Origin of the sequence: Streptomyces sp. NPDC057543 (genome assembly GCF_042801895.1) — a bacterium.
Lineage (GTDB): Bacteria > Actinomycetota > Actinomycetes > Streptomycetales > Streptomycetaceae > Streptomyces.
The window spans coordinates 35,284-55,192 of the sequence record NZ_JBHVFF010000002.1; the positions used below are offsets into that span (position 1 = coordinate 35,284).

At 70.7% G+C, this 19,909-nt stretch carries 20 protein-coding genes; 10 read left to right on the top strand and 10 right to left on the bottom strand.

Annotation, left to right across the window (positions count from 1 at the left end; translation table 11 throughout):
* Nucleotides 1–68 precede the first annotated feature (68 nt).
* From crcB to ACFU8Q_RS00750, 3 genes are read right to left on the bottom strand one after another with little or no spacing between them, the layout of a single operon-like run.
* Complete coding sequence (gene crcB / locus ACFU8Q_RS00740) at nt 69–443, bottom strand: fluoride efflux transporter CrcB (protein ID WP_384446303.1); 375 nt, start codon at nt 441–443, stop codon at nt 69–71.
* Entirely contained in the window at nt 440–796 is a 357-nt protein-coding gene (locus ACFU8Q_RS00745) for a DUF190 domain-containing protein (protein ID WP_384446305.1), read from the bottom strand. The genes crcB and ACFU8Q_RS00745 overlap by 4 nt, the downstream gene beginning before the upstream one ends.
* Nucleotides 793–1,257, bottom strand: a complete 465-nt coding sequence (locus ACFU8Q_RS00750; protein WP_384446307.1) for a fluoride efflux transporter FluC — start codon at nt 1,255–1,257, stop codon at nt 793–795. The genes ACFU8Q_RS00745 and ACFU8Q_RS00750 overlap by 4 nt, the downstream gene beginning before the upstream one ends.
* A 439-nt stretch (nt 1,258–1,696) precedes the next feature.
* Between ACFU8Q_RS00750 and ACFU8Q_RS00755 the strand changes: the two genes are divergently transcribed.
* Complete coding sequence (locus tag ACFU8Q_RS00755) at nt 1,697–2,212, top strand: SixA phosphatase family protein (protein ID WP_384446309.1); 516 nt, start codon at nt 1,697–1,699, stop codon at nt 2,210–2,212.
* 242 nt (nt 2,213–2,454) lie between these two features.
* Here ACFU8Q_RS00755 and ACFU8Q_RS00760 read toward each other — a convergent pair whose 3' ends face one another.
* The 3 genes from ACFU8Q_RS00760 to ACFU8Q_RS00770 all read right to left on the bottom strand — a co-directional run bounded on the left by ACFU8Q_RS00760 (nt 2,455) and on the right by ACFU8Q_RS00770 (nt 3,840).
* Nucleotides 2,455–2,955 carry an inorganic diphosphatase gene (locus ACFU8Q_RS00760; protein WP_384446311.1) on the bottom strand — a complete coding sequence of 167 codons (501 nt, stop codon included), beginning with the start codon at nt 2,953–2,955 and terminating at the stop codon, nt 2,455–2,457.
* The gene (locus ACFU8Q_RS00765; protein ID WP_384446313.1) at nt 2,940–3,179 is read right to left on the bottom strand and encodes a hypothetical protein; all 240 of its coding nucleotides are present in this window, start codon (nt 3,177–3,179) and stop codon (nt 2,940–2,942) included. Before ACFU8Q_RS00765 ends, ACFU8Q_RS00760 begins: the two co-directional genes overlap by 16 nt.
* 262 nt (nt 3,180–3,441) lie before the next feature.
* A complete protein-coding gene (locus tag ACFU8Q_RS00770; RefSeq protein ID WP_384446314.1) occupies nt 3,442–3,840 on the bottom strand; it encodes a DUF6221 family protein in 399 nt (132 codons plus the stop codon).
* 275 nt (nt 3,841–4,115) lie between these two features.
* On the opposite strand from ACFU8Q_RS00770, the gene ACFU8Q_RS00775 reads away from it, so the two are divergent.
* From ACFU8Q_RS00775 to ACFU8Q_RS00800, 6 genes are all read left to right on the top strand, one after another.
* The gene (locus ACFU8Q_RS00775; RefSeq protein WP_384446316.1) at nt 4,116–4,886 is read left to right on the top strand and encodes a dienelactone hydrolase family protein; all 771 of its coding nucleotides are present in this window, start codon (nt 4,116–4,118) and stop codon (nt 4,884–4,886) included.
* Between the two features lie 227 nt (nt 4,887–5,113).
* Complete coding sequence (locus tag ACFU8Q_RS00780) at nt 5,114–6,991, top strand: transketolase (RefSeq protein ID WP_384446318.1); 1,878 nt, start codon at nt 5,114–5,116, stop codon at nt 6,989–6,991.
* 206 nt (nt 6,992–7,197) lie between these two features.
* Entirely contained in the window at nt 7,198–8,160 is a 963-nt protein-coding gene (locus ACFU8Q_RS00785) for an alpha/beta hydrolase (protein WP_384446320.1), read from the top strand.
* Between the two features lie 161 nt (nt 8,161–8,321).
* Nucleotides 8,322–8,993, top strand: coding sequence for a response regulator (locus ACFU8Q_RS00790; RefSeq protein ID WP_384446321.1), 672 nt, complete (start codon nt 8,322–8,324; stop codon nt 8,991–8,993).
* 354 nt (nt 8,994–9,347) lie between these two features.
* Nucleotides 9,348–10,082: an FkbM family methyltransferase gene (locus ACFU8Q_RS00795; protein WP_384446323.1), complete on the top strand. Its 735-nt coding sequence runs from the start codon at nt 9,348–9,350 to the stop codon at nt 10,080–10,082.
* 16 nt (nt 10,083–10,098) lie between these two features.
* A complete protein-coding gene (locus ACFU8Q_RS00800) occupies nt 10,099–11,253 on the top strand; it encodes a glycosyltransferase family 4 protein (protein WP_384446325.1) in 1,155 nt (384 codons plus the stop codon).
* 64 nt (nt 11,254–11,317) lie between these two features.
* Here ACFU8Q_RS00800 and ACFU8Q_RS00805 read toward each other — a convergent pair whose 3' ends face one another.
* Complete coding sequence (locus tag ACFU8Q_RS00805) at nt 11,318–11,716, bottom strand: DUF5997 family protein (RefSeq protein WP_384446327.1); 399 nt, start codon at nt 11,714–11,716, stop codon at nt 11,318–11,320.
* A gap of 58 nt (nt 11,717–11,774) precedes the next feature.
* Between ACFU8Q_RS00805 and ACFU8Q_RS00810 the strand changes: the two genes are divergently transcribed.
* Nucleotides 11,775–12,575, top strand: coding sequence for a LysR family substrate-binding domain-containing protein (locus tag ACFU8Q_RS00810; protein WP_384446329.1), 801 nt, complete (start codon nt 11,775–11,777; stop codon nt 12,573–12,575).
* Nucleotides 12,576–12,607: 32 nt separating this feature from the next.
* Here the strand turns inward: ACFU8Q_RS00810 and ACFU8Q_RS00815 are convergent, their stop codons facing one another.
* The 3 genes from ACFU8Q_RS00815 to ACFU8Q_RS00825 form a co-directional block, all read right to left on the bottom strand.
* Nucleotides 12,608–13,954, bottom strand: coding sequence for a geranylgeranyl reductase family protein (locus ACFU8Q_RS00815; protein WP_384446330.1), 1,347 nt, complete (start codon nt 13,952–13,954; stop codon nt 12,608–12,610).
* A 786-nt stretch (nt 13,955–14,740) separates the two neighbouring features.
* The gene (locus ACFU8Q_RS00820) at nt 14,741–15,952 is read right to left on the bottom strand and encodes a serine/threonine-protein kinase (RefSeq protein ID WP_384446403.1); all 1,212 of its coding nucleotides are present in this window, start codon (nt 15,950–15,952) and stop codon (nt 14,741–14,743) included.
* Nucleotides 15,953–16,429: 477 nt separating this feature from the next.
* On the bottom strand, nt 16,430–16,915 hold the full coding sequence (locus tag ACFU8Q_RS00825) for an Lrp/AsnC family transcriptional regulator (RefSeq protein WP_384446331.1): 486 nt from the start codon (nt 16,913–16,915) through the stop codon (nt 16,430–16,432).
* Nucleotides 16,916–17,211: 296 nt separating this feature from the next.
* On the opposite strand from ACFU8Q_RS00825, the gene ACFU8Q_RS00830 reads away from it, so the two are divergent.
* Together ACFU8Q_RS00830 and ACFU8Q_RS00835 are read left to right on the top strand one after the other, a co-directional pair.
* Nucleotides 17,212–18,375, top strand: coding sequence for an acyltransferase (locus ACFU8Q_RS00830; RefSeq protein ID WP_384446333.1), 1,164 nt, complete (start codon nt 17,212–17,214; stop codon nt 18,373–18,375).
* 10 nt (nt 18,376–18,385) lie between these two features.
* Nucleotides 18,386–19,705 carry a sensor histidine kinase gene (locus ACFU8Q_RS00835; protein WP_384446335.1) on the top strand — a complete coding sequence of 440 codons (1,320 nt, stop codon included), beginning with the start codon at nt 18,386–18,388 and terminating at the stop codon, nt 19,703–19,705.
* The last annotated feature ends 204 nt before the right edge of the window (nt 19,706–19,909 follow it).

The window sequence follows — 19,909 nt, forward strand, 5'->3', positions numbered from 1 at the left end:
GACGCCAACCACCGTGCCGGTTGCGGGCGTTGGCGTCGTCGCGCAGCAGTGTCCTGCGCGAGGAGCGGCTATCCCCAGATGGCCTGGGCGAGTGCCGTGCCGGTGAACGCGGCTCCGAGCCCGGCCACCACACTTCCCGCGATGTTCGCCGCGGCGTAGAACCGGGCACCGTCCTCCGCAAGGCGCAGCGTTTCGTAGGAGAAGGTGGAGTACGTCGAGAGCGCCCCGCACAGGCCGGTGCCGACGAGCAGTTGTACGTCGGAGGAGGCCGCTCCGGCCGTGGCCATGCCGGTGAGCAGACCGAGGACAAGACAGCCGACGACGTTGACCGTGAAGGTGCCCCACGGGAAGAGGCTGTCGTGCCTGGACTGGACCGTGCGGTCGGTGAGATAGCGCAGCGGGGCTCCGACCATGGCGCCCACGAGCACGAGCAGCCAGTTCACTGCCCCTCCTCGGCGCGGACGTGCCGGCCCGTGTAGCGGATGACTTCGCAGTCGTCGAGGACGACGAGCCCCTCGGTGACGAGTTCGTCCAGTTGCGGCAGGAAGGCCCGGATCCGGTCATCGGTGTCGACGATCACGATCGCGACCGGCAGGTCCTCGCTCAGGGACAGCAACCGCGTCGTGTGGATCAGGGAGGAGGCGCCGAAGCCTTCGATACCGCGGAAGACGGATGCGCCGGCCAGGCCGGCCTTGTGGGCCCGGTGGACGATCTCGGTGAACACGGGTTTGTGGTGCCACATGTCGTTCTCGCCGATGAAGATGGTGGCGCGCAGCGCGGAACCGGTGAGCCTCATGGCTGCCTCCATTCGATGACACGTCGCGTCGCGGTGACCGCGATCCACACGGAGGCCATGGCGGCGAGCAGCGTGAGGGCCAGGTACGCCAGGCCGGTGCGTGCTTCGTGCCCGTCGACCAGGCGTTGGATGTCGGTGGCGTAGGTGGAGAAGGTGGTGAAGCCACCGAGAACGCCGGTGCCGAAGAAGGGGCGTACGAGCCGGTGGGCCGCCCAGACATCGGTGATCACGACCATGAAGACGCCGATGACCGCGCAGCCGACCGCGTTGACGGCCAAGGTCGTCCATGGGAAGGCATCGGCCGCGGTGGGCCACAGGAGCGAGGCCCCGTACCGTGCGGCCGTCCCCACCGCGCCGCCGAGCGCGACAGCGGCCACCACGGGGCCTTGGCGCAGCCGGAGTTCTCTGTGCTGCGCGGGACTGTGGAGATCGACATCGGGGTCGACGGGTTCGTTCACCATCGGGGGGACAGGTCTCCGGGACTCTTCCACGTACGTCTCCTACTCGCCGGGCACGGGCATGCGTGAAGTGCGCGTCGCAAGTAGGGACCGTTGGCGGCGTTGTTGCCGCGGTTCGGATACGGCGGGCCCCACCGCCGTGCGGTGCGTACTGGACCACCGCCTCGGCAAGTTTAGCGGGTGCCGGGGACGTTCTCCTGTCCGGGCGGGGGTGGGGGAGAGGTGCGGCGGTTGTCGTGCCCGCACCCGCGCGGGACACTGGACATCCGGCGATGAGGCTCGCCGAAACGGCGCCGCATGGTGCCGATGGCCACTGCGTGATCCAGCCCGTATCCGACATGTCGCCTCGCCCCGGAGGCCGGCCCGCAGGCAGGGGGTGCGTACGGCTTTGGCTGTCCGGACCGTATCCCGGCCTGTAACGCCGCCGTCGGCGAGGCTGATCGTGCTGCGGCACGCCAAGTCGGCCTGGCCGGAGGGCGTACCCGATCATGAACGTCCGCTCGCGGGCCGGGGCCGTCGGGATGCCCCGGCGGCCGGACGGTGGCTGTACGAGGCGCAGTGCGTACCCGACCTGGTCATCTGCTCGACCGCCCGGCGTACCCGACAGACCTGGGATCTGGTCGCGGCGGAACTGGGCGCCGCGCCGGAGGTGGTGTTCGAGCCGCGGGTGTACGAAGCGAGCGCGTCCGCCCTGGTCTCCGTCGTGCGCGAGGTCCCGGAGCGGCGGCGCACCGTGCTGTTGATCGGCCACCAGCCGGGAGTGCAGGACATGGTCCTGGCCCTGGCGGAAGACGGGGACGACGAGGCACTCACACGGGCCCGCGTGAAGTTCCCGACCGCCGCGCTCGCGGTGCTGATGCTGCCCGGCACGTGGGCCCGGCTCGCTCCGCGCACGGCGACGCTCACCGATTTCGCGGTACCGCGCGGCGTCCACGGCAGACGTTCGAACGACGCGTAAGGGCTGTCCCGTAGTCCCTGGTGGATCAGCGCGCGGCGTCAGATGCGGTGCATCGCAAGGCGGAGGGGACTGGCTGTATTCGGGCGTTCCGACAACGCGGCGAGGTGCCGTAGCTGTCGTCGTGCGCCCGCCAGGGATGACGGGACAGCCCTTAGGCTGCCGCGCGGATCAGCTCAATGCCGGCGCGCCGCCTGCTGCTCGCTGCGACGTCAGGATCAGCGCGCCCGCAGGGCGCGCAGTGGTCACGAGGGCTCTCCGGTGCTCCCACCGACGGCGCGTACGCGGGATGCCTCGATCTCCGCGTACGCCGGTTCCCGTCCTTCCCAGTGGGATCCTTCGACGGATTTGCCGGGTTCGAGGTCCTTGTAGACCTCGAAGAAGTGGGTGATCTCCAGCTTGTCGAAGGTGGGAATGTCGTCGATGTCCTGCATGGCGGCGTAGCGCGGATCATGGGCGGGCACGCAGAGGACCTTCTCGTCGGGCCCCTTCTCGTCCTTCATGACGTACATGCCGACAGCCCGGCACTCGATGGTGCAACCGGGAAACGTCGGCTCTCCGACCAGTACGAGAGCGTCGAGCGGATCACCGTCGCGGCCCAGCGTTCCCTCGATGTAGCCGTAGTCCGCCGGGTACTTGGTGGACGTGAAGAGCATCCGGTCCAGGCGCATGCGGTGCAGTGTGTGGTCCATCTCGTACTTGTTGCGGGACCCCCGAGGGATCTCCACCATCACGTCGAACTCCACAGCTGCCTCCTGGCGACGGGGTGTTGGTTCTTCGGCGCGTCACCGGAGCGCCCCGGGACACCTTCGCGCGGGGTCGGCGGTCCGCCGCGGGCCCGTCCGTCGAACACGGTGGGTGCGCGTCGGCCCACGCCGCTCCCGGCGCTCTCGGCCTCGTGACGGGAGCGCCGGCCCTGCTTGCGCAGCAGGGCAAGGACGTGGTGCAGGCAGATGCCTTGCGGGCACATGAGCCGCGGGTGCGGCGCGGGTCGCGGCGTATGCGGACATGATCACCGGCACGACCGACGCACGATTCAAGTGTGCGCCTGCCCCATGCATCCAGCAGCGCGGAAGGGCGGTGGTGCGGCCGAGCGGGGACGAAACAGCCGTACAGGACCCCGGTCAGGGCTTTGCCCGCCGGGCGGCGGCGTCACGGAACGCCCCCGGCAGTCGCTGCCGCGGGCGTTCCGGGATCCGGCAGCGTCTGACGTCCGCGGCAGGCGTCGGACGCTACTGGATGAACCGCGGCAGCCACTTGGCCCGGTAGTCGGGGTGGCCGGCGTGCTCTGCGGCCATCTGTCGGACGGCGAAGCCGAGTCCGACGGCACGGCCGGATGAGAAGTCGTGCTCCGGGCGGTCGGCGTCCTTGTCGGCGACCTCCGCATACTCATTGAGCAGGACCCTGCTCGTCTCGATGCGGCGGCATGTGTGCGCAGGGTCCTGGTGAGCGATGTGCTGGTCGAACCCGCGATTCCGCACGATGAACGCGATGGCGCCGGACCGGTCGTGGACCTCGCCGGGCACGCCGGCCGGACACCGCCAGTTCTCTTCGCCCGCCGCTCGCGCGATCTGTTCCTCCTCGGCGAGGCGCGCCCGAACAAAGTCGATCATGTCGGAGTTCTCTGTCATCGGGATTGCGAGTCCTTCACCGTCTTGGCTCCCTGCCGGGAACTGCACCTACTGTCCGCGTGAGTGCTGTTCGTTCGTGTCGTACGCCTCGTTCACCGGGGCTGCCGGACGACGATACCGAGTCGGAAGACCGGTACAACGTCCCAGACGACGTGCCCCGGCCACGGCCGGACAATCGGCCGAACGATCACCGACCGTCTACGATCGCTGACCGCAACCGCACACCTCCTGCCACCGGGCACGGAGGAGCGTCCGACGAGAGAAGAGAACCGCCCATGTCCTCAGTGCGCGGAACATCCGTGGACATTCCCACACAGGACGGCACTGCCGATGCCTACCTGGCCCATCCCGATGACAGCGGTCCGCACCCCGCGGTCCTGCTCTACATGGACGCCTTCGGACTCCGTCCCCAGCTGAAGAAGATGGCCGACCGCCTTGCCGGATTCGGTTACACCGTCCTGGTCCCCAACGTCTTCTACCGCCATGGGCGGGCGCCGGTGGTCGAGCTGCCCGAATTCATCGATACGGCCCGACGGCCGGACATCTTCGAGCGTCTCGGCCCGATCCTGCGCTCACTGACACCCGATCCGGCGATGCGGGATGCCGACGCCTATCTGAACTGGCTCGCGGACTGCCCCCTGGCCGCCGACGGGCCGGTCGCTGTGACGGGCTACTGCATGGGTGCCGGCCTCGCTCTGCGCACCGCAGGCACGTACCCGGAGCGGATCGCGGCCGCGGCCGGCTTCCATGGCGCGAACCTGGCCACCGACTCCGCGGACAGCCCGCACCTGCTCGCCGACCGGATCACCGCGGAGCTGTACCTCGGTCACGCAGACCAGGATCCTTCGATGCCCCCCGAGCAGGTCGACCGCCTCGACGAGGCGCTCACCGCATCGGGCGTGCGCCACCACAGTGAGGTCTACACCGGGGCGCACCACGGTTTCACCCAGGCGGACACCGTCAGGTACGACAGCGCAGCGGACGATCGCCACTGGACGGCGCTGACCGCACTCCTGGACCGCACCATCGGGCCGGCACGCGTGTGAACCGCGGCCCTCGCCGCCTTCCGGCCGCCGCCTTGCGGCCGCCGCCGACTCCCGACCCGCCGATTCCCGGCCCCCGCTGAATCGCGGCCCCCGCGCCATGGACATACCGTCGGCAGGGGGCCGCAGACGCCGCGTTTGGTTCCTGCGCCCGCTCCGCGAGCCGGCGGCCGCCGAACGCCCGGGTCGGAACGCCCGGATCAGAAGGCAGGACGAGAGAGGAAACCGCGATGACGGCCCAGAACACCCACACTGTCTCCCTCGGGCCGGACAGCGGCCTCGACCAGGTCTTCCAGCTGGCTCAGCAGCTGCGAGTGGACTCCGTCCGCGCCAGCACCGCCGTCGGTTCGGGCCACCCCACCTCCAGTCTGTCCGCCGCGGATCTGATGGCCGTCCTCATGACGCGCCAGTTGCGCTACGACTGGCAGAACCCGAAGAACCCGGCCAACGATCACCTGATCTTCTCCAAGGGCCACGCCTCCCCCTTGTTGTACGCGATGTTCCTGGCCGCCGGTGCGATCGGCGAAGAGGAACTGATGACCACCTACCGCCGAAATGGCGCTCGACTGCAGGGTCACCCGACTCCGGTCCTGCCCTGGGTGGACGTGGCCACCGGTTCGCTGGGCCAGGGCATCGCGTACGGCGTCGGCATCGCGCTCGCCGGACGCGACCTGGAACACCTGCCGTACCGGGTATGGGTGCTGTGCGGCGACAGCGAAATGACCGAAGGGTCGGTGTGGGAGGCCTTGGACAAGGCGGGCCGCCACCGCTTGGCCAACTTCGTCGCGATCATCGACGTGAACCGTCTCGGCCAGCGGGGACCCACGGAGCTGGGCTGGGACACCGGCGCCTACGCCCGCCGGGCCGAAGCCTTCGGCTGTCGCGCCCTCGTCGTCGACGGCCACGATCTCGCGGACGTCGAGCGTGCTCTGGCCGTCGCGGGAGACGGGCAGGCCCCCACGGTCGTCGTCGCCAGGACGGTCAAGGGCCAGGGCGTCTCCGAGGTCGCGGACGCCGAGGGCTGGCACGGCAAGGCGCTGCCCGAGGACCTTGCCGCGCGCGCCATCGCCGAACTGGGCGGCGTACGCCACCTCACCGTTCGCGGCCACCGGCCGCCCGCCGCCCCCGCCGCCGCCCCGGCCGCCCCCGTGCAGGTGACGCTGCCGCAATTCCGGATCGGCGAATCCGTCGCCACCCGCGTCGCCTTCGGCAAGGCGCTCGCCGCGATCGGCGCCAGGCCCGACATCGTGGCCCTGGACGCCGAGGTGGGCAATTCCACCCACGCGGAGGACTTCGGCAAGGCCCACCCCGAGCGGTACTTCCAGACCTACATCGCCGAGCAGCAGATGATCGCCAGCGCCGTCGGTATGGCCGTGCGCGGCTACCGCCCGTACGCCACCACCTTCGCGGCCTTCCTCACCCGAGCCCATGACTTCATCCGCATGGCGGCCGTCTCCCAGATCTCCATGAGCCTGTGCGGGACCCATTGCGGTGTCGAGATCGGTGCGGACGGACCGTCCCAGATGGGCCTGGAGGACCTTTCCATGATGCGGGCCGTCCACGGTTCCACCGTGCTCTGCCCCAGCGACGCCACATCCGCCGCCGCCCTGACCGCCGCCATGGCCTACCTGGACGGCATTTCCTACCTCCGCACGACCCGGGGCGCCTACCCCGTCCTCTACGGCCCCGACGAGACGTTCCCCGTCGGCGGGTCCAAGACCTTGCGCGCGAGCGACCGTGACCGGGTCACTCTCATCGGCGCCGGCGTCACCGTCCACGAATGTCTCGCAGCTGCCGACCAGCTGGCCGCCGACGGCATCCCCGCCCGGGTGGTCGACCTGTACTCGGTCAAGCCGCTGGACCTCGACACGCTCGCCCACGCCGCCCAGGAGACGGGCGCGCTGATCGTCGTCGAGGACCACCACCCCGAAGGCGGCATCGGTGAGGCCGTGCTGTCCGCACTCGCCGCACAGCGACTCGCTCCCGCATGCGCCCACCTCGCCGTACGCAATCTTCCGGGCTCCGGAACCACCTCGGAACTCCTCGACGCCGCAGGCATCTCACGCACCCACATCATCCGAACCGCCCACGACCTCGTCGGCCGCTGAGCGCTGCCGATCCGGGGCCCGTGCGTCCTTGCGAGTGGGGCCCGGATCGGCAGCGCGCGAGCCGGCGGTCGACCCAATCAGCCTCGTACCCCCGTACTTCAGAACTACGCGCAAGGTTCACTCCCCGGCGGGACGCCGACTACGAGGTGTGATCCATAGCTTCGTACCGGAATCGAGAATGACATCCGGTACGGAAGGAACCACCTGTGGCGTCCCGCCCACGCAGAAGACGTCTGTGCCGCGCCCTGCTCACCGCACTGGTCGTCGCGTCGGTGGCCGTACCGGTCTCGGGTGCGGTCAGGCCCACCGACGTACCGGCGCCCGCACCCACCGTCCCGGGCACGCTGCCCGCCGCCACCCCGAGCGCCCTCACCGCGCGGTACGCCGCGACCCGCGCGGACATCGGAGCGGCCGCGCGGGCGGCCCACGACCACGGCGACGACAAGCGCGCCGAGGCGCTGCGCGTGCTGGCCGGCCCCGCGCGCCACCTCCTCTCCTTCGACGGACGCCACGGAGGCCGCGCCGTCGAGGTGGTCGGCGATCTGTCCCGGGCCGACCGGATCGCCGTGCTGGTCCCGGGCGCGGGCATGAGCGTCGACAACTACTGGCGCCTGAAGGGGGGCGCCAGGGCGCTGCGGAGGCAGTTGGGCGACCGGGCCGCCGTCGTCGCCTGGCTCGGATACGAGACGCCGGCCACGGTGAGCCTGGCCGCCGCGACCTCACGCCGAGCCCAGGACGCCGCTCCGGAACTAAGGGAATTCATAGGGGAGTTGAGAAGGGTCAAGCCCGCCGCCCGAACCTCCCTGCTCTGCCACTCCTACGGTTCCGTCGTCTGCGCACGGGCCGCGGCCGGACTGCGGATCGCGGATCTCGTCCTGTACGGCAGCCCCGGCGTCGGAGTCGATGACGTGGCCGGCCTGCATACCCCGGCCGCTGTCTGGGCGGGCCGGGGCGGCGACGACTGGATCGCCGACGTGCCGCACCTGCGCCTGCAACTCCCTTACACAGAAGTCGGTTTCGGTACGGACCCGGCGTCCGAAGGCTTCGGCGCCCGGATCTTCGACGCGGGCTCCGGTGGGCACAGCGATTATCTCGAGCCCGGTTCCGTACCCCTGAAGAACATCGCCCGGATCGTGGACGGACAGATCCCTGATGCCCCTCGTGCCTGATCCGGTGGCTGCGCGAGGATCCTCTGCAGGGGGCCGTTGACGCAGGGCCCGCACGGGCGCCCAGGTACATGGCACCCTGGCTTTCGGCGCCACCCCGACGGAGGATACGAAGTGATCGCGATGCTGCCCGCCGAACCCGCCGACCTTGCCGAGGACAACCAGTGACGACCACCCGCGTGCTGATCGCCGACGACCAGATGATGGTTCGCCAGGGCTTCACGGTGCTGCTCGACGCCGAACCCGGCATCGAGGTCGTCGGCCAGGCCGTGGACGGCATCGACGCCGTCGCCAAGGTCGCCGAACTGACCCCCGACGTCGTACTGATGGACATCAGGATGCCCGGGGTCGGCGGCATCGAGGCGACACGCCGCATCGTGGCGTCACCCGCCGACACCACCAAGGTCCTCGTCCTGACCACGTTCGACCTCGACGAGTATGTCTACGAGGCGCTGCGCGCCGGTGCGTCCGGGTTTCTGCTGAAGGATGCGTCCGCGGCCGAACTCGCCCATGCGGTAAGGGTGGTGGCGGCCGGTGAGGCCCTGCTCGCCCCGAACATCACCAAGCGCCTCATAGCCGAGTTCTCGCGGATGGCCGACGTCCCCCGCAGCCCGGTCAAGGGCCGCAGCGGCAATCTCACGGAGCGCGAGACCGAGGTCCTGTCGCTGATCGCGCAGGGCCTGTCGAACGCGGAGATCGCCGAGCGGCTGGTGGTGGCGGAACAGACCGTCAAGACCCATGTGAGCCGGATCCTGGTGAAGCTGAGCCTGCGCGACCGCACCCAGGCAGCCATCCACGCGTACGAGACGGGCCTGGTGCGCCCCGGCGGATACTGATGCCTCTGAGGGGGGCGGCGACCGTTGTGCTCGTCGAAGCAGAAGGAAGTGCTTGCTCGCCCGGCCAGGGTGTGAAGCCATGGTCTGTGTTCCTTCATGACGGTTTCGGACCTGCGGTTCCAGACCTGAGATGTACATCTCAGGTCTGATGCGCGGGCCAATCTGCTTCTGAAGAAGGATGGGATCACCCCGCATCCGATGATGCGATGGAACGCCGACCGCGTGTGGCGTCGCTCCGGCAACAGAACCCGTGCGCCCGTGCAGGCTGAAAGGCGTTTGATGAGCGGCAGGTTGACCCGTCGGCCGGATCCCTCGGCCCCCCGGTCCGGCGCTCGCCCACAGCCGGGACTGCGCGTGGTGTCGGTCGCGCTCGCGTTGCGCTGGGCATCCCCGCGCTGGGAATTCGTGGAAGACGAAGTGGCGGGACTGCGGCCGTTGGTGCGGCCGGGCGCTGTCTGCCTCGACATCGGGGCCGAGTACGGCCTCTACACCTGGAGCCTGTCCGCGCTGGCCGGACCGTCGGGGAAGGTGCACAGCGTCGAACCGCTGCACGGCCCCGCGCAGTGGCTCAGGACCGTGGCCGCCGCCCTCGGCTGCGACAACGTCACCGTGCACCGCATGGCGCTCGGCGAGCGCGCGCACGAAGGAACGATGAGTCTGCCCCGGCGTCGCCTGCTGCCCGTCCACGGCCGCGCCTACCTCACCGACGGCGCCTCGGGACCCGGTCCCAACGTCGAATTCGCCACCTCCCGCCCCGTGCCCACGCCGGTGCGGACGGTGGACGGGCTCTGCCACCACATGGGCCTGGACCGGGTCGACTTCATCAAGGCCGATGTCGAAGGGGCCGAGGCAGCCGTGCTGTCCGGCGCCCGGCGCACACTGCTGCGCCACCGGCCCGCCCTCCTGCTGGAGATCGAGGACCGGCACCTCGAGAAGTACGACATGAAGGCGGCCCACCTCGTCGGCCGGCTCGCCGCGCTCGACTACGCCATGTATCGCTGGCAGAAACGGAGTTGGGTACGTGTGGCCGACGTGACCGACGACTGCCGCAACTACCTCTTCACGGCTCGCTCGACCCCATCCAGTTGAAGGATCCAACACGTTCATGGGCTCCACCCTTGTCATCACCAACGATTTCCCGCCGCGTCAGGGAGGCATCGAGACCTTCGTGCACGCGATGGCGACGCGGATACCGGACGACGACGTGGTGGTCTACACGTCGCGCGAGCCCGGTGACGCCGCCTACGACGCGGCTCTCCCCTTCCCTGTCGTACGTGACACCAGCGGCACGCTGCTGCCGACCGGGCGGGTCACCCGCAGGGCGGTCGAGATAGCCAGAGCCCATGACTGCGACCGGGTCTGGTTCGGGGCCGCCGCGCCGCTCGCCCTGATGGCGCCGGCGCTGCGCCGCAGTGGCATACGGCGCATGGTGGCGACCACCCACGGCCATGAGATCTGGTGGGCCAGGACGCCCGGTGCACGCCGGATGATGCGCCGCATCGGTGAGGGCGTGGATGTCGTCACGTATCTCGGCCAGTACACGCGGGCTCGGATCGAGCCGTCCCTCGGTCCGCGTGCGCGGATGAGCCGTCTGGTACCGGGGGTCGACGCGGAGGTGTACCGGCCCGACGCGGACGCCGGGTCCGCCCTGCGGGCCGAGCTCGGTCTGCAGGGCAAGCGGGTGATTCTGTGTGTGGCCCGGCTGGTCCCGCGCAAGGGCCAGGACATGCTGATCCGGGCTCTGCCACTGATCCGCCGGGAGGTGCCCGACGCGGTGCTCGTCGTGGTCGGACGCGGCCCGGACGAGGCACGGCTACGGAAGCTGGCGCTGCGCCACGGCGAGGGGGCGGTCCGCTTCGTGGGCGGGAAGTCGCACACCGAGACGCCGGCGTACTACGCGGCGGCGGACGTCTTCGCGATGCCGTGCCGCACCCGGAAGGCGGGACTGGAGGCGGAGGGGCTGGGGATCGTGTTCCTGGAGGCGGCGGCGAGCGGTCTGCCGGTGGTCGTCGGCGACTCGGGCGGTGCTCCGGACACGGTGCTCGACGGCCGGACCGGCCGCGTCGTCGACGGCACCGACACCACGGCGGTCGCCGGTGCGCTGACCCGGATACTCCTCGACGCCGACCTGGCCGCAGAGATGGGAGCCGCGGGCCGCGACTGGGCGCGGGAATCCTGGTCCTGGGACGCCTCGGCCCGCCATCTGACCCGGCTGCTGAACCCCGAGAACATCCCGGCGGTCACGCCGGGGCAGGAGTAGGCCCGGCGAACGGCGACGGCCCCCCGTACCGCAACCCTCTTGGAGGGGGGCCAGGAGCCAGAAGTCAGGAGCGCGCTCCGCGGGCCGCGTCCTTCTCCTTCTTCTCCTTGATGCGCACCGCTTCCTTCCGGACCTCGGCCTGGGTGGTGCGCTCCTGCTGCAGCCAGTCGGGGTTGTCCGTCTTCAGCGCTTCGATCTGCTCCGTGGTGAGGGCGTCCGTGATTCCGCCCCGGGCGAGACCCGAGATGGAGACGCCCAGCTTGGCCGCGACCACCGGCCGGGGGTGCGGGCCGGTGCGTCGCAGTTCCCGCAGCCACTCGGGCGGATCGGACTGCAGTGCGTTCAGCTCGGTGCGCGTGACGACACCCTCCTGGAACTCGGCGGGGGTGGCCTCTAGGTACACACCCAGCTTCTTTGCCGCGGTCGCGGGCTTCATTGTCTGGGCGGTCTTGTGCGACGTCATGGTGTCAAGGGTATCGAGCATGTGCGCTACCTCTGACCAGGGCCGGTAACCTGGCGGAGTGACAAGCTCGGATGAAACCCCTTCGTTCCGGCTCGCGTATGTCCCGGGGGTGACACCCACCAAGTGGGTGCGGATCTGGAGCGAGCGGCTGCCCGGCGTCCCCCTGACCCTCATCGGGGTGTCGGCCGCCGAGGCGTCCGACGTGCTGCGGGGTGGTGGCGCCGACGCGGGTCTCGTACGGCTGCCGATCGACCGGACGGGCCTCAGCGCGATCCCCCTCTACACCGAGACGACGGTCGTGGTGGTCCCGAAGGACCATGCCGTCACGGCGGTCGACGAGGTCCGTGCCGAGGATCTCGCCGATGACATCGTGCTCCACCCGCTCGACGACACCCTCGTCTGGGAGCACCGGCCGGGACGGCCCGCGATCGAGCGACCCGCCACGACGGCGGACGCCATCGAGCTGGTGGCGGCGGGAGTGGGCCTCCTCGTCGTCCCGCAGTCGCTCGCCCGCCTGCACCACCGCAAGGACCTCACGTACCGGCCGGTGTCGGACGCCCCCGAGTCGCGCGTCGCGCTGTCGTGGCTGGAGGACGAGACGACGGACCTGGTGGAGGACTTCATCGGGATCGTCCGGGGCCGGACCGTCAACAGTTCCCGGGGTCGCCCCAAGTCCCCGGCACAAACGAAGGAATCGAAGACCGATCGCCCCGGTACGGGCACCACACGGCGCAAGCCCGGCACCGGGAAGGCCGCCGGGAAGACAGCCGGCAAGGCGTCCGGGAAGAGCCCGCGGAGCGGTTCCGGCGGTGTCGCCAAGGGCGGCGGCAGGCGCGGGAAGCCCCGCCGCCGGTCGTAGCCACGGGCACCCGCATGGGCCCGCCGGGCCCGTCAGCGCCTGCGTCGCACCTTCGGTTCCGGGACGAGGCGCACGACCCCGTTGAGCAGATGGTCGATCAGGTCGTGCGAGGGCTTGTCCGTGAGGTTGGTGAGCAGTCGGGCCAGGGTGTCGAGCAGGAACGGCGACCCCATGACGTAACGGTTGAGGACCGGCTGGAAGCCGGAACGGCTGAAGACGAGGTCGGCGGCCGTGTTCCCCAGCCGGTAGTAACGCCCCCAGCGGCGGTTCATCTCGACGGGGTAGCCGTGCAGCGCCCGCTCCCGGCCGGGTCCCCTGGGGAGCGCGAGGGCGAGCGTGGCGGTCTCGGCCGCGACTTCACCGGCTTCCATGGCCTGGCCGATGCCCTCGCCGTTCCAGGGGCTGATCATGCCTCCGGAGTCGCCGACGAGGAGGAGCCCCCGGGCGTAGAGGGGATGACGGTTGAAGCCCAGCGGAAGGGCCGCGCTCCGGACGGGGCCCTCGGCGTTCTCCTCGCGCAGTCCCCAGGCGTGCGGGGTACGGGCCAGCCACTCGTCCAACGTGGCGCGCAGGTCCGCCTTCCCGTGCCGTCGGTGCGGCAGCGCACCGAGACCGACGTTGACGCGGCCGTCGCCCATGGGGAAGATCCACCCGTATCCGGGCAGGTAGTGATCACTGCCCGGGAAGCGGAGGTCGGCCCACAGCTCCAGGTACTCCTCCCGGGAGCGCTCCGGGCTGCGGTAGTAGCGGCGGGCGGCAGTCGCGATCTGCCTCTTCCGGTCCCGCTGCAGGCCCATGGCGAGTGCGAGGCGGGCGGAGGCACCGTCGGCGGCGATGACGATCGGTGCGTGGAAGGCGACCGGCTCCTTCGCTTCGGTCGTGGCACCGACGCCGGTGATACGACCGGTGCGGTCGGTCAGGGGCTGGGTCACCTTGACGCCGGTGCGCAGCCGGGCTCCGGCGGCGACGGCGTGCCGGGCCAGGATGTCGTCGAAGTCGTGTCGGCTGCGCGAGAGCCCGAAATCCGGGTACCGCCCGAGCGCGGGCCAGTCGATGTGCACCTGATGGTCCCCGGCCACCCATCGCATCCCGCGCGAACGCGTCCACCCCGGAGCCTTGATGTCGACGCCCATCCGGATGAGCTGATACACGGCCCGTGGAGTCAAGCCGTCCCCGCACACCTTTTCCCGGGGAAAGCGGGACTTCTCCAGGAGCAGGACATCGACGCCCGCCCTGGCGAGGTGGAAGGCCGCGGCCGAGCCCGCCGGCCCTGCTCCCACCACGATCACCTGGGCATCCTCGTCCGAGCCGTGGACGGTCGGACCGTCCGACGGAGACCGGTCGTCCGACGGAGACCGGTCCGGCGTCGTTTCCCGCATGGCGAACCTCTTCCTGTACCCGGGACAGCAGGTGCCGTACCGAGAACGACGGCCCCGGGCATCATCATCGATCAAGGAGAGCCGGTACGGAACCAGGCCCGGACACCGGGCTCCGGCCTGACGCGTGGTCAACCGCTGTGCGCTGAAAGCCGGGTGCGCCGGTTTCGAGATGCGACAGGGCGGAGATCGCGACAATTCCTTCCCCGCGCCGAGATCATCCTGATGGGCGTGGAGGAACGGCCGGTGCCTCATCCACGCGCCCGACGAAAGCGTCGACCCCACCGAGATCCAGCACATGGCCCATGTCGAGGTCCTGTTCCGGCGGCGGTACGCCGAGGCGCTGCGGGGCCGGGTCAGTACGGCAGCGGGCGGCCGGACGGGGTCCGCAGATCGAGGGGCGGCGGCTGCGACGGCCGCTGTGGGCGTCGGACGATCCTGATGCGGCCCATTGCCACCACCCCCCTGACGGTTACCCGTCATATGCCCGGTGGGCCGCCCCTTCATGCGGTTTCGACCGTCCAACCGGCCTGCCGGACAAGGGGGTTGCGCGAACCGGGCCCACAGTACGCGGCGAACCGCGGCAGGGCGGGGGAAGTCGCCGTCTTCCCGCCGCATCGGGGACAGCGCGCGCACGCGCTCGTGCTGCGCCGCCCACCTGACATCGACGCAGCCGGTCTCCTTGCCGGAGGCGATTTCGGTCAAGCCGTGGTGGTGGGATCGCGCAACGATCCCGGATCGCGGAAGGGCTGCTTCAGGCCGGAGGGCCGGGCGGCGCCGGAGCGGAACTCAGTCCTGTTCGTCGCCCCCGCTGTCCCCGTTGCCCTCGTCGTTCCCGTTGTCCTGCGCCGGCTGGCCGGGCGCAGGTGCATCGGGGCCGGTGGTCGCGGTGGAGCCGGTGTCCGGCGTGCCGGCCGAGCTGGAATCCGGCGAGAACAGGTTCATCCCCAGGTACACGGCCGCGAGGAAGGCGACCGTACCGGCGATGGCGCTCGCCACTCTGGGCCGACGTCTGATGGCCTCGCGGGCACCGGTGCGCCGTACAGTCGGCGCGGCCCGCTCCGCCGCACGCCGTCTGTGCCCACCGGCCTGAGGTATGCGGTACGTCGTCGAGCCCTCGGCCTGCTGCGTGGCAGCCGGCGCCGGGGCCCCGCCGAACGCGGCGGCGGATGAAGGGGGACGGGGGACGCCGGGCGCCATCGGAGGAGGGGCGGGGGCGTACCTCGGCAGGGGCTCCGGCTGTCCCCGCCACGCGTCGCTCTGGAACCAGTCGGCGACCTGCTGGGCGGTGGGCCGGTCCTCGGGCTGCTTCGCCAGCAGCCCCAGCAGATAGGAGTCGAAGGCCGGGGACAGGGCGACGCCGCGCTGCCCGAGCGGCACGGGCGCGGTATCGACATGCTGATAGAGCGTGGCGGTGGCCGTGTCGGAGCGGAACGGTGGCTCGCCCAGCAGGAGTTGGTAGATCACACAGCCGAGGGAGTACATGTCTGACGCCGCACCGGCCGTACGGCCCAGGGCGCGTTCCGGGGCGAGATAGAGGCTGGTGCCGACAATCTGTCCCGTGGTGGTCAGCGCGGCGGAAGGGTCGTCGACGAACTGGGCGATGCCGAAGTCGCCGATCTTGACGGAACCTTCGGCGTCCAGCATCAGGTTCCCGGGTTTGATGTCGCGGTGCACGATGCCCTGCCGATGGGCGGCGGCGAGCCCCGCGGCGGCCTGACCGGCGATCTGGGCGACCTGCTCGGCGCCGAGCCGCTCCTCGGCCGCGAGCAGATCGCCCAGGCTTCTGCCTTCGACGAGCTCCATCACGAGGAAGAAACGGTTCTCCCAGGAACCGAAGTCGAACACGGCCACCAGATGAGGGTGGCTCAGGCGGGCCGCCGTCTGCGCCTCCAGGCGGAACCGGGCCGTCGCCGACTCGTCCGCGTGGTCGCCCAGCAGCAGCTTCACGGCCACCGCCCGGCCGAGCACTTCGTCGGAGGCTCGCCACACCTCACCCATGCCGCCGCGGCCGATGGGGGACGTCAAGCGGTACCGACCAGCTACCAGCACCTGTGCACCAATCTCGAATTGTGGGCCGTTCGACTGCCACGACTGCGTCCCGACGGGGGTCGGGGCGGGTAGGGACGCGCGGCATGATCAGGATATCGGGCCGTCGGACCTCGATGGCACGCCGCGTGGCCATCCCGCTGCTCTCAGGTGCTCCACAGGGCCGTGGCACCGCGGATTCCGCACTTTGGGTATGGCGTTCGGCCCCGTACAAGATCCTCCGGAGCGAGGGTCTTTCGCTGGAATGAGGCCGGATCAGGCCGGATCAGGACGCCGGAACCGGCCGGTGCGCAGGACCGTCAGCGCCTCACGGTTGCTGAGCCGAGGAACAGGGTGCTCTGCGTCACCAGCGTGCCGTCGAGGTCGAAAGAGGCCGAAGAGGCCGGAATGTGTGGTGAGTTCAGGGAATCCGGCGGGCCGGCGCGGTGATCACTTCGGGCCGCCGGGGACCGAGCGGCCCACCGATTCGACCAGCGGCAGCAGCCGGTGCGGCACCCGCTCGCGCAGCGCCACCTCGGTACGCGTCCTGACCACGCCGGGCAGCCGGATCAGCCGCTGGATGACATCCTCCAGATGCCCGTTGTCGCGGGCCACCACCCGGGCCAGCAGATCGCCGCCGCCCGTGGTCGAGAAGGCCTCGACGATCTCCGGGACCGCGGCGAGCGCCGCACCGACCTCGTCCAGATGCCCCTGGGTGACCTCCAGATGAACGAAGGCCAGCACCGGGTGACCCAGCGCGGCGGGGGACAGGACCGGTCCCGTACCGGTGATCACGCCGTCCCGCTCCAGCCGGTCGATCCGGGCCTGGAGAGTGCCCCGGGCGACGGAGAGGATGCGCGCGTACTCACGGACGCTGGTACGCGGTTGCTCGATGAGCAACCGCAGGATGCGGGTGTCGAGGGCGTCCACCGCCATGGTCCGTTGGTCACTTCCTGGTAGGCCGATCCGGGCTGCGACTGTACCAACGGCCCGTCGGCCGCCCGTTCACACCGATCCGGCGCAGCCCCGGCTCCGGTCCCGTGCCCGTCTCATACCCGTAGTCCTCCAGACCTACGAAACAGGTTCACACCCCGGCGTGACGCGGACTACGAGGCCCCGTCCATAGCTTCTGTACCCGAATCACCGCAAGCCGTCCGGTACGGAAGGAACCCTCGCCATGGTCCGGATTGTGGCCGGAACGGCCATGCCCGCAGAGCCCTCGGGAGAGCGTCATGCGTGACTTCGTCCGGCGGATCGAATCCGCCACTCCCGCCGACCGCGACCGTGCCGTCGACGCCCTGCGCGCCCTCGCCATCCTCGGCGTCATCCTCGGCCACTGGATGGTGACCGCGCTGGTCGTCGACAGCGGCACCATGCACGGTTCGAGCCCGCTGCACTACATGCCCCGATTCACCCCGGTCTCCTGGGCGTTCCAGACCCTTGCCGTCTTCTTCCTGGTCGGTGGACAGGTCGGTGCGAAGAGCTACGCATCCGCCCGGGCCCGGGGCGAGAACTACGGCCGGTGGCTCCGCACGCGGATGGCCCGGCTGCTGCGGCCGGTCGTCGTCGTGCTGCTCGTATGGACCGTGGCGGCGGGCACGATGCTCGCCTCGGGAGCGGACCAGGACACCGTGCGCGCGCTGTGCAAGCTCGTGTGGTCCCCGCTCTGGTTCCTGGTGGTCTTCGCGGTGCTGACCGCGGCGACCCCGCTCGTGGCGAGGCTGCATCCACTGTGGCCGTTCGCCGTCGTGCTGATCAACGATCTCTGCCGGTTCGGCCTGGACGCCCCCGGCGGGTTCGCTTCGGTCAACGTGCTGGCCGGCTGGCTGGTTCCGTACTGCCTGGGCGCGGCCTGGGCCCGGGGCGACCTGTGCGGCCGCAGGACCGGCTGGGTGCTGCTGATCGGCGGAGCCGCCGCCACCGCCGGACTCGTGCTCCGGGCCGGCTACCCCGCGGCGATGGTGGGAGTGCCCGGCGTGAGGATCTCCAACCTCGACCCGCCGACGCTCGCCGTGGTCACCTTCGGCCTCGCCCAGTGCGGAGCGGCGCTGCTGCTGCTCGGCCCGCTGCGCCGGGCGCTGCGACGCCCGGCCCTCTGGGCGGCGGTGGCGACGGTGAACCTCTCCGCGATGACGATCTTCCTGTGGCACCAGACAGCGCTGATCGCGGTCACCGCCACCGGCCTCCTGGTGGGCGGGACCCTGCAGGGCCTGCACACCGTCCCCGACGACCCCGGCTGGGTACTCGCCCGGCTGGGCTGGCTGCTCGCGTTCGCCGGGGCGCTGTTGATCTGCTGCGCGGCGTTCCGCGGTCACGAGCGGGGCCGGGCGCGGAGCAACAGCCTGGTCGTCCGCGAACGGCGTCCCGCACGGGCGGAGGCGGCGCCGCATGTCTAAGGTGCGGTCCATGAAACGGGGAGACATGGCCAAGCGGTCGGCACAGATGCTGCGGGCGGTGCCCCGTACCCTGCGCGCGGATCTCCTGACGTCGTCGGCCGACCCGAACGGGCAGCCGGGGCAACCGCGTTGGCTGGACTGGCGGCCGGTGATCGCGGTGCCGCTCGGCATGGCCGCAGTGGGCATGTTCATCGTCCAGACCAACCAGTTCGCCTTCCGCTACGGGACGGGCATACAGCTCGGCATCCTGTTCGCCGGGATCCAGTCGGCGGCGGTCGTCGCCGCGCTGTTCCGCCCGGTCCAGGCCTGGTGGGCTTCATTGCTCGTCATGGTCGTGGTCACCCCGTTCGCCGCGGCTTCCACCCCCGGTCCGGTCGCCGCGGTCGCCGTGCCCGGCGGCATGACGTACCCCTGGGACGCGGCCGGGATCGTGCTGCAGACCGCGGTGCTGTTCCTGCTCGCCCTGCGGGTCCGACCCCGGATCGCGGCCGAGACCCTGACGATCACCCTGCTGGTCGGACTCGCCTGCGGCGCGAGCAGACGCTGGCCCGACCTCGGCAACGTGCGTCTCGCCCTAGGGGTCCTCATCATCTCGGTGGTCGTCGGGGCCGCGCTCCGCGGTCTCGGAGTGGCCCGTACGCAGTTGGTCGTACAGGAGGAACTCACCGCGGGGGAGCGCGCGCGGCGCACCCTTCTGGAGGAACGCAGCCGGATCGCCCGCGAACTGCACGATGTGGTCGCCCACCACATGTCGGTCATCTCCATCCAGGCGCAGGTCGTTCCACACCTGGTCGAGAACCCGTCCGACGAGCTGAAGGAGAACGTCGAGGGCATTCGTAAGAACGCGGTCGACGCGCTCACCGAACTGCGCCGGGTGCTCGGCGTGCTGCGGTCCGAGGACCCCACGCCGCAGGCCGCCCGGCACGCCCCCCAGCCCACCCTCGACCGGCTGGACGAACTGATCGCCAATGCGCGCGGCGCCGGGCTCACCGTCGCCACCGAGACCACCGGAGAGCCTCGCCCCCTGTCACCGGGCGTCGAGCTTTCGGCATTCCGCATCGTGCAGGAGGCCCTCAGCAACGCCCTGCGTCATGCCCCGGGTGCGCAGGTGCGGGTGGGGATCGACCACCACGCGTCAGGCGTCACGGTCCGGGTCACCAACAGCCCGCCGGACCGGGCCGCCCCGCCCTCGGCGGGCGCGGGCCACGGCCTGCTCGGCATGCGCGAGCGCACCGCGATGCTGGGCGGAGAACTCGCCGCGGGAGCCACCCCCGACGGCGGCTACGAAGTGACCGCGATACTGCCCGCGCAGCCCTCTGTCCAGTACTGATGGGCACCCGCCCGGCCGAGGTGGCATCGAGTCGTGCGCCACGCGACGGCCACATACATGCATGCCGGGGTGTTACGGGTGGTGTTCGGTCCCGTTCCGGTCCGTTGGCCTATCCGTGGCGCAGACAATTGCCTGGAATCTGGGCCAATGGTCCAGTGATCTCCTGTCGGGTTGAGCCACAGGTCGCAGAGATGTTGTGATGGA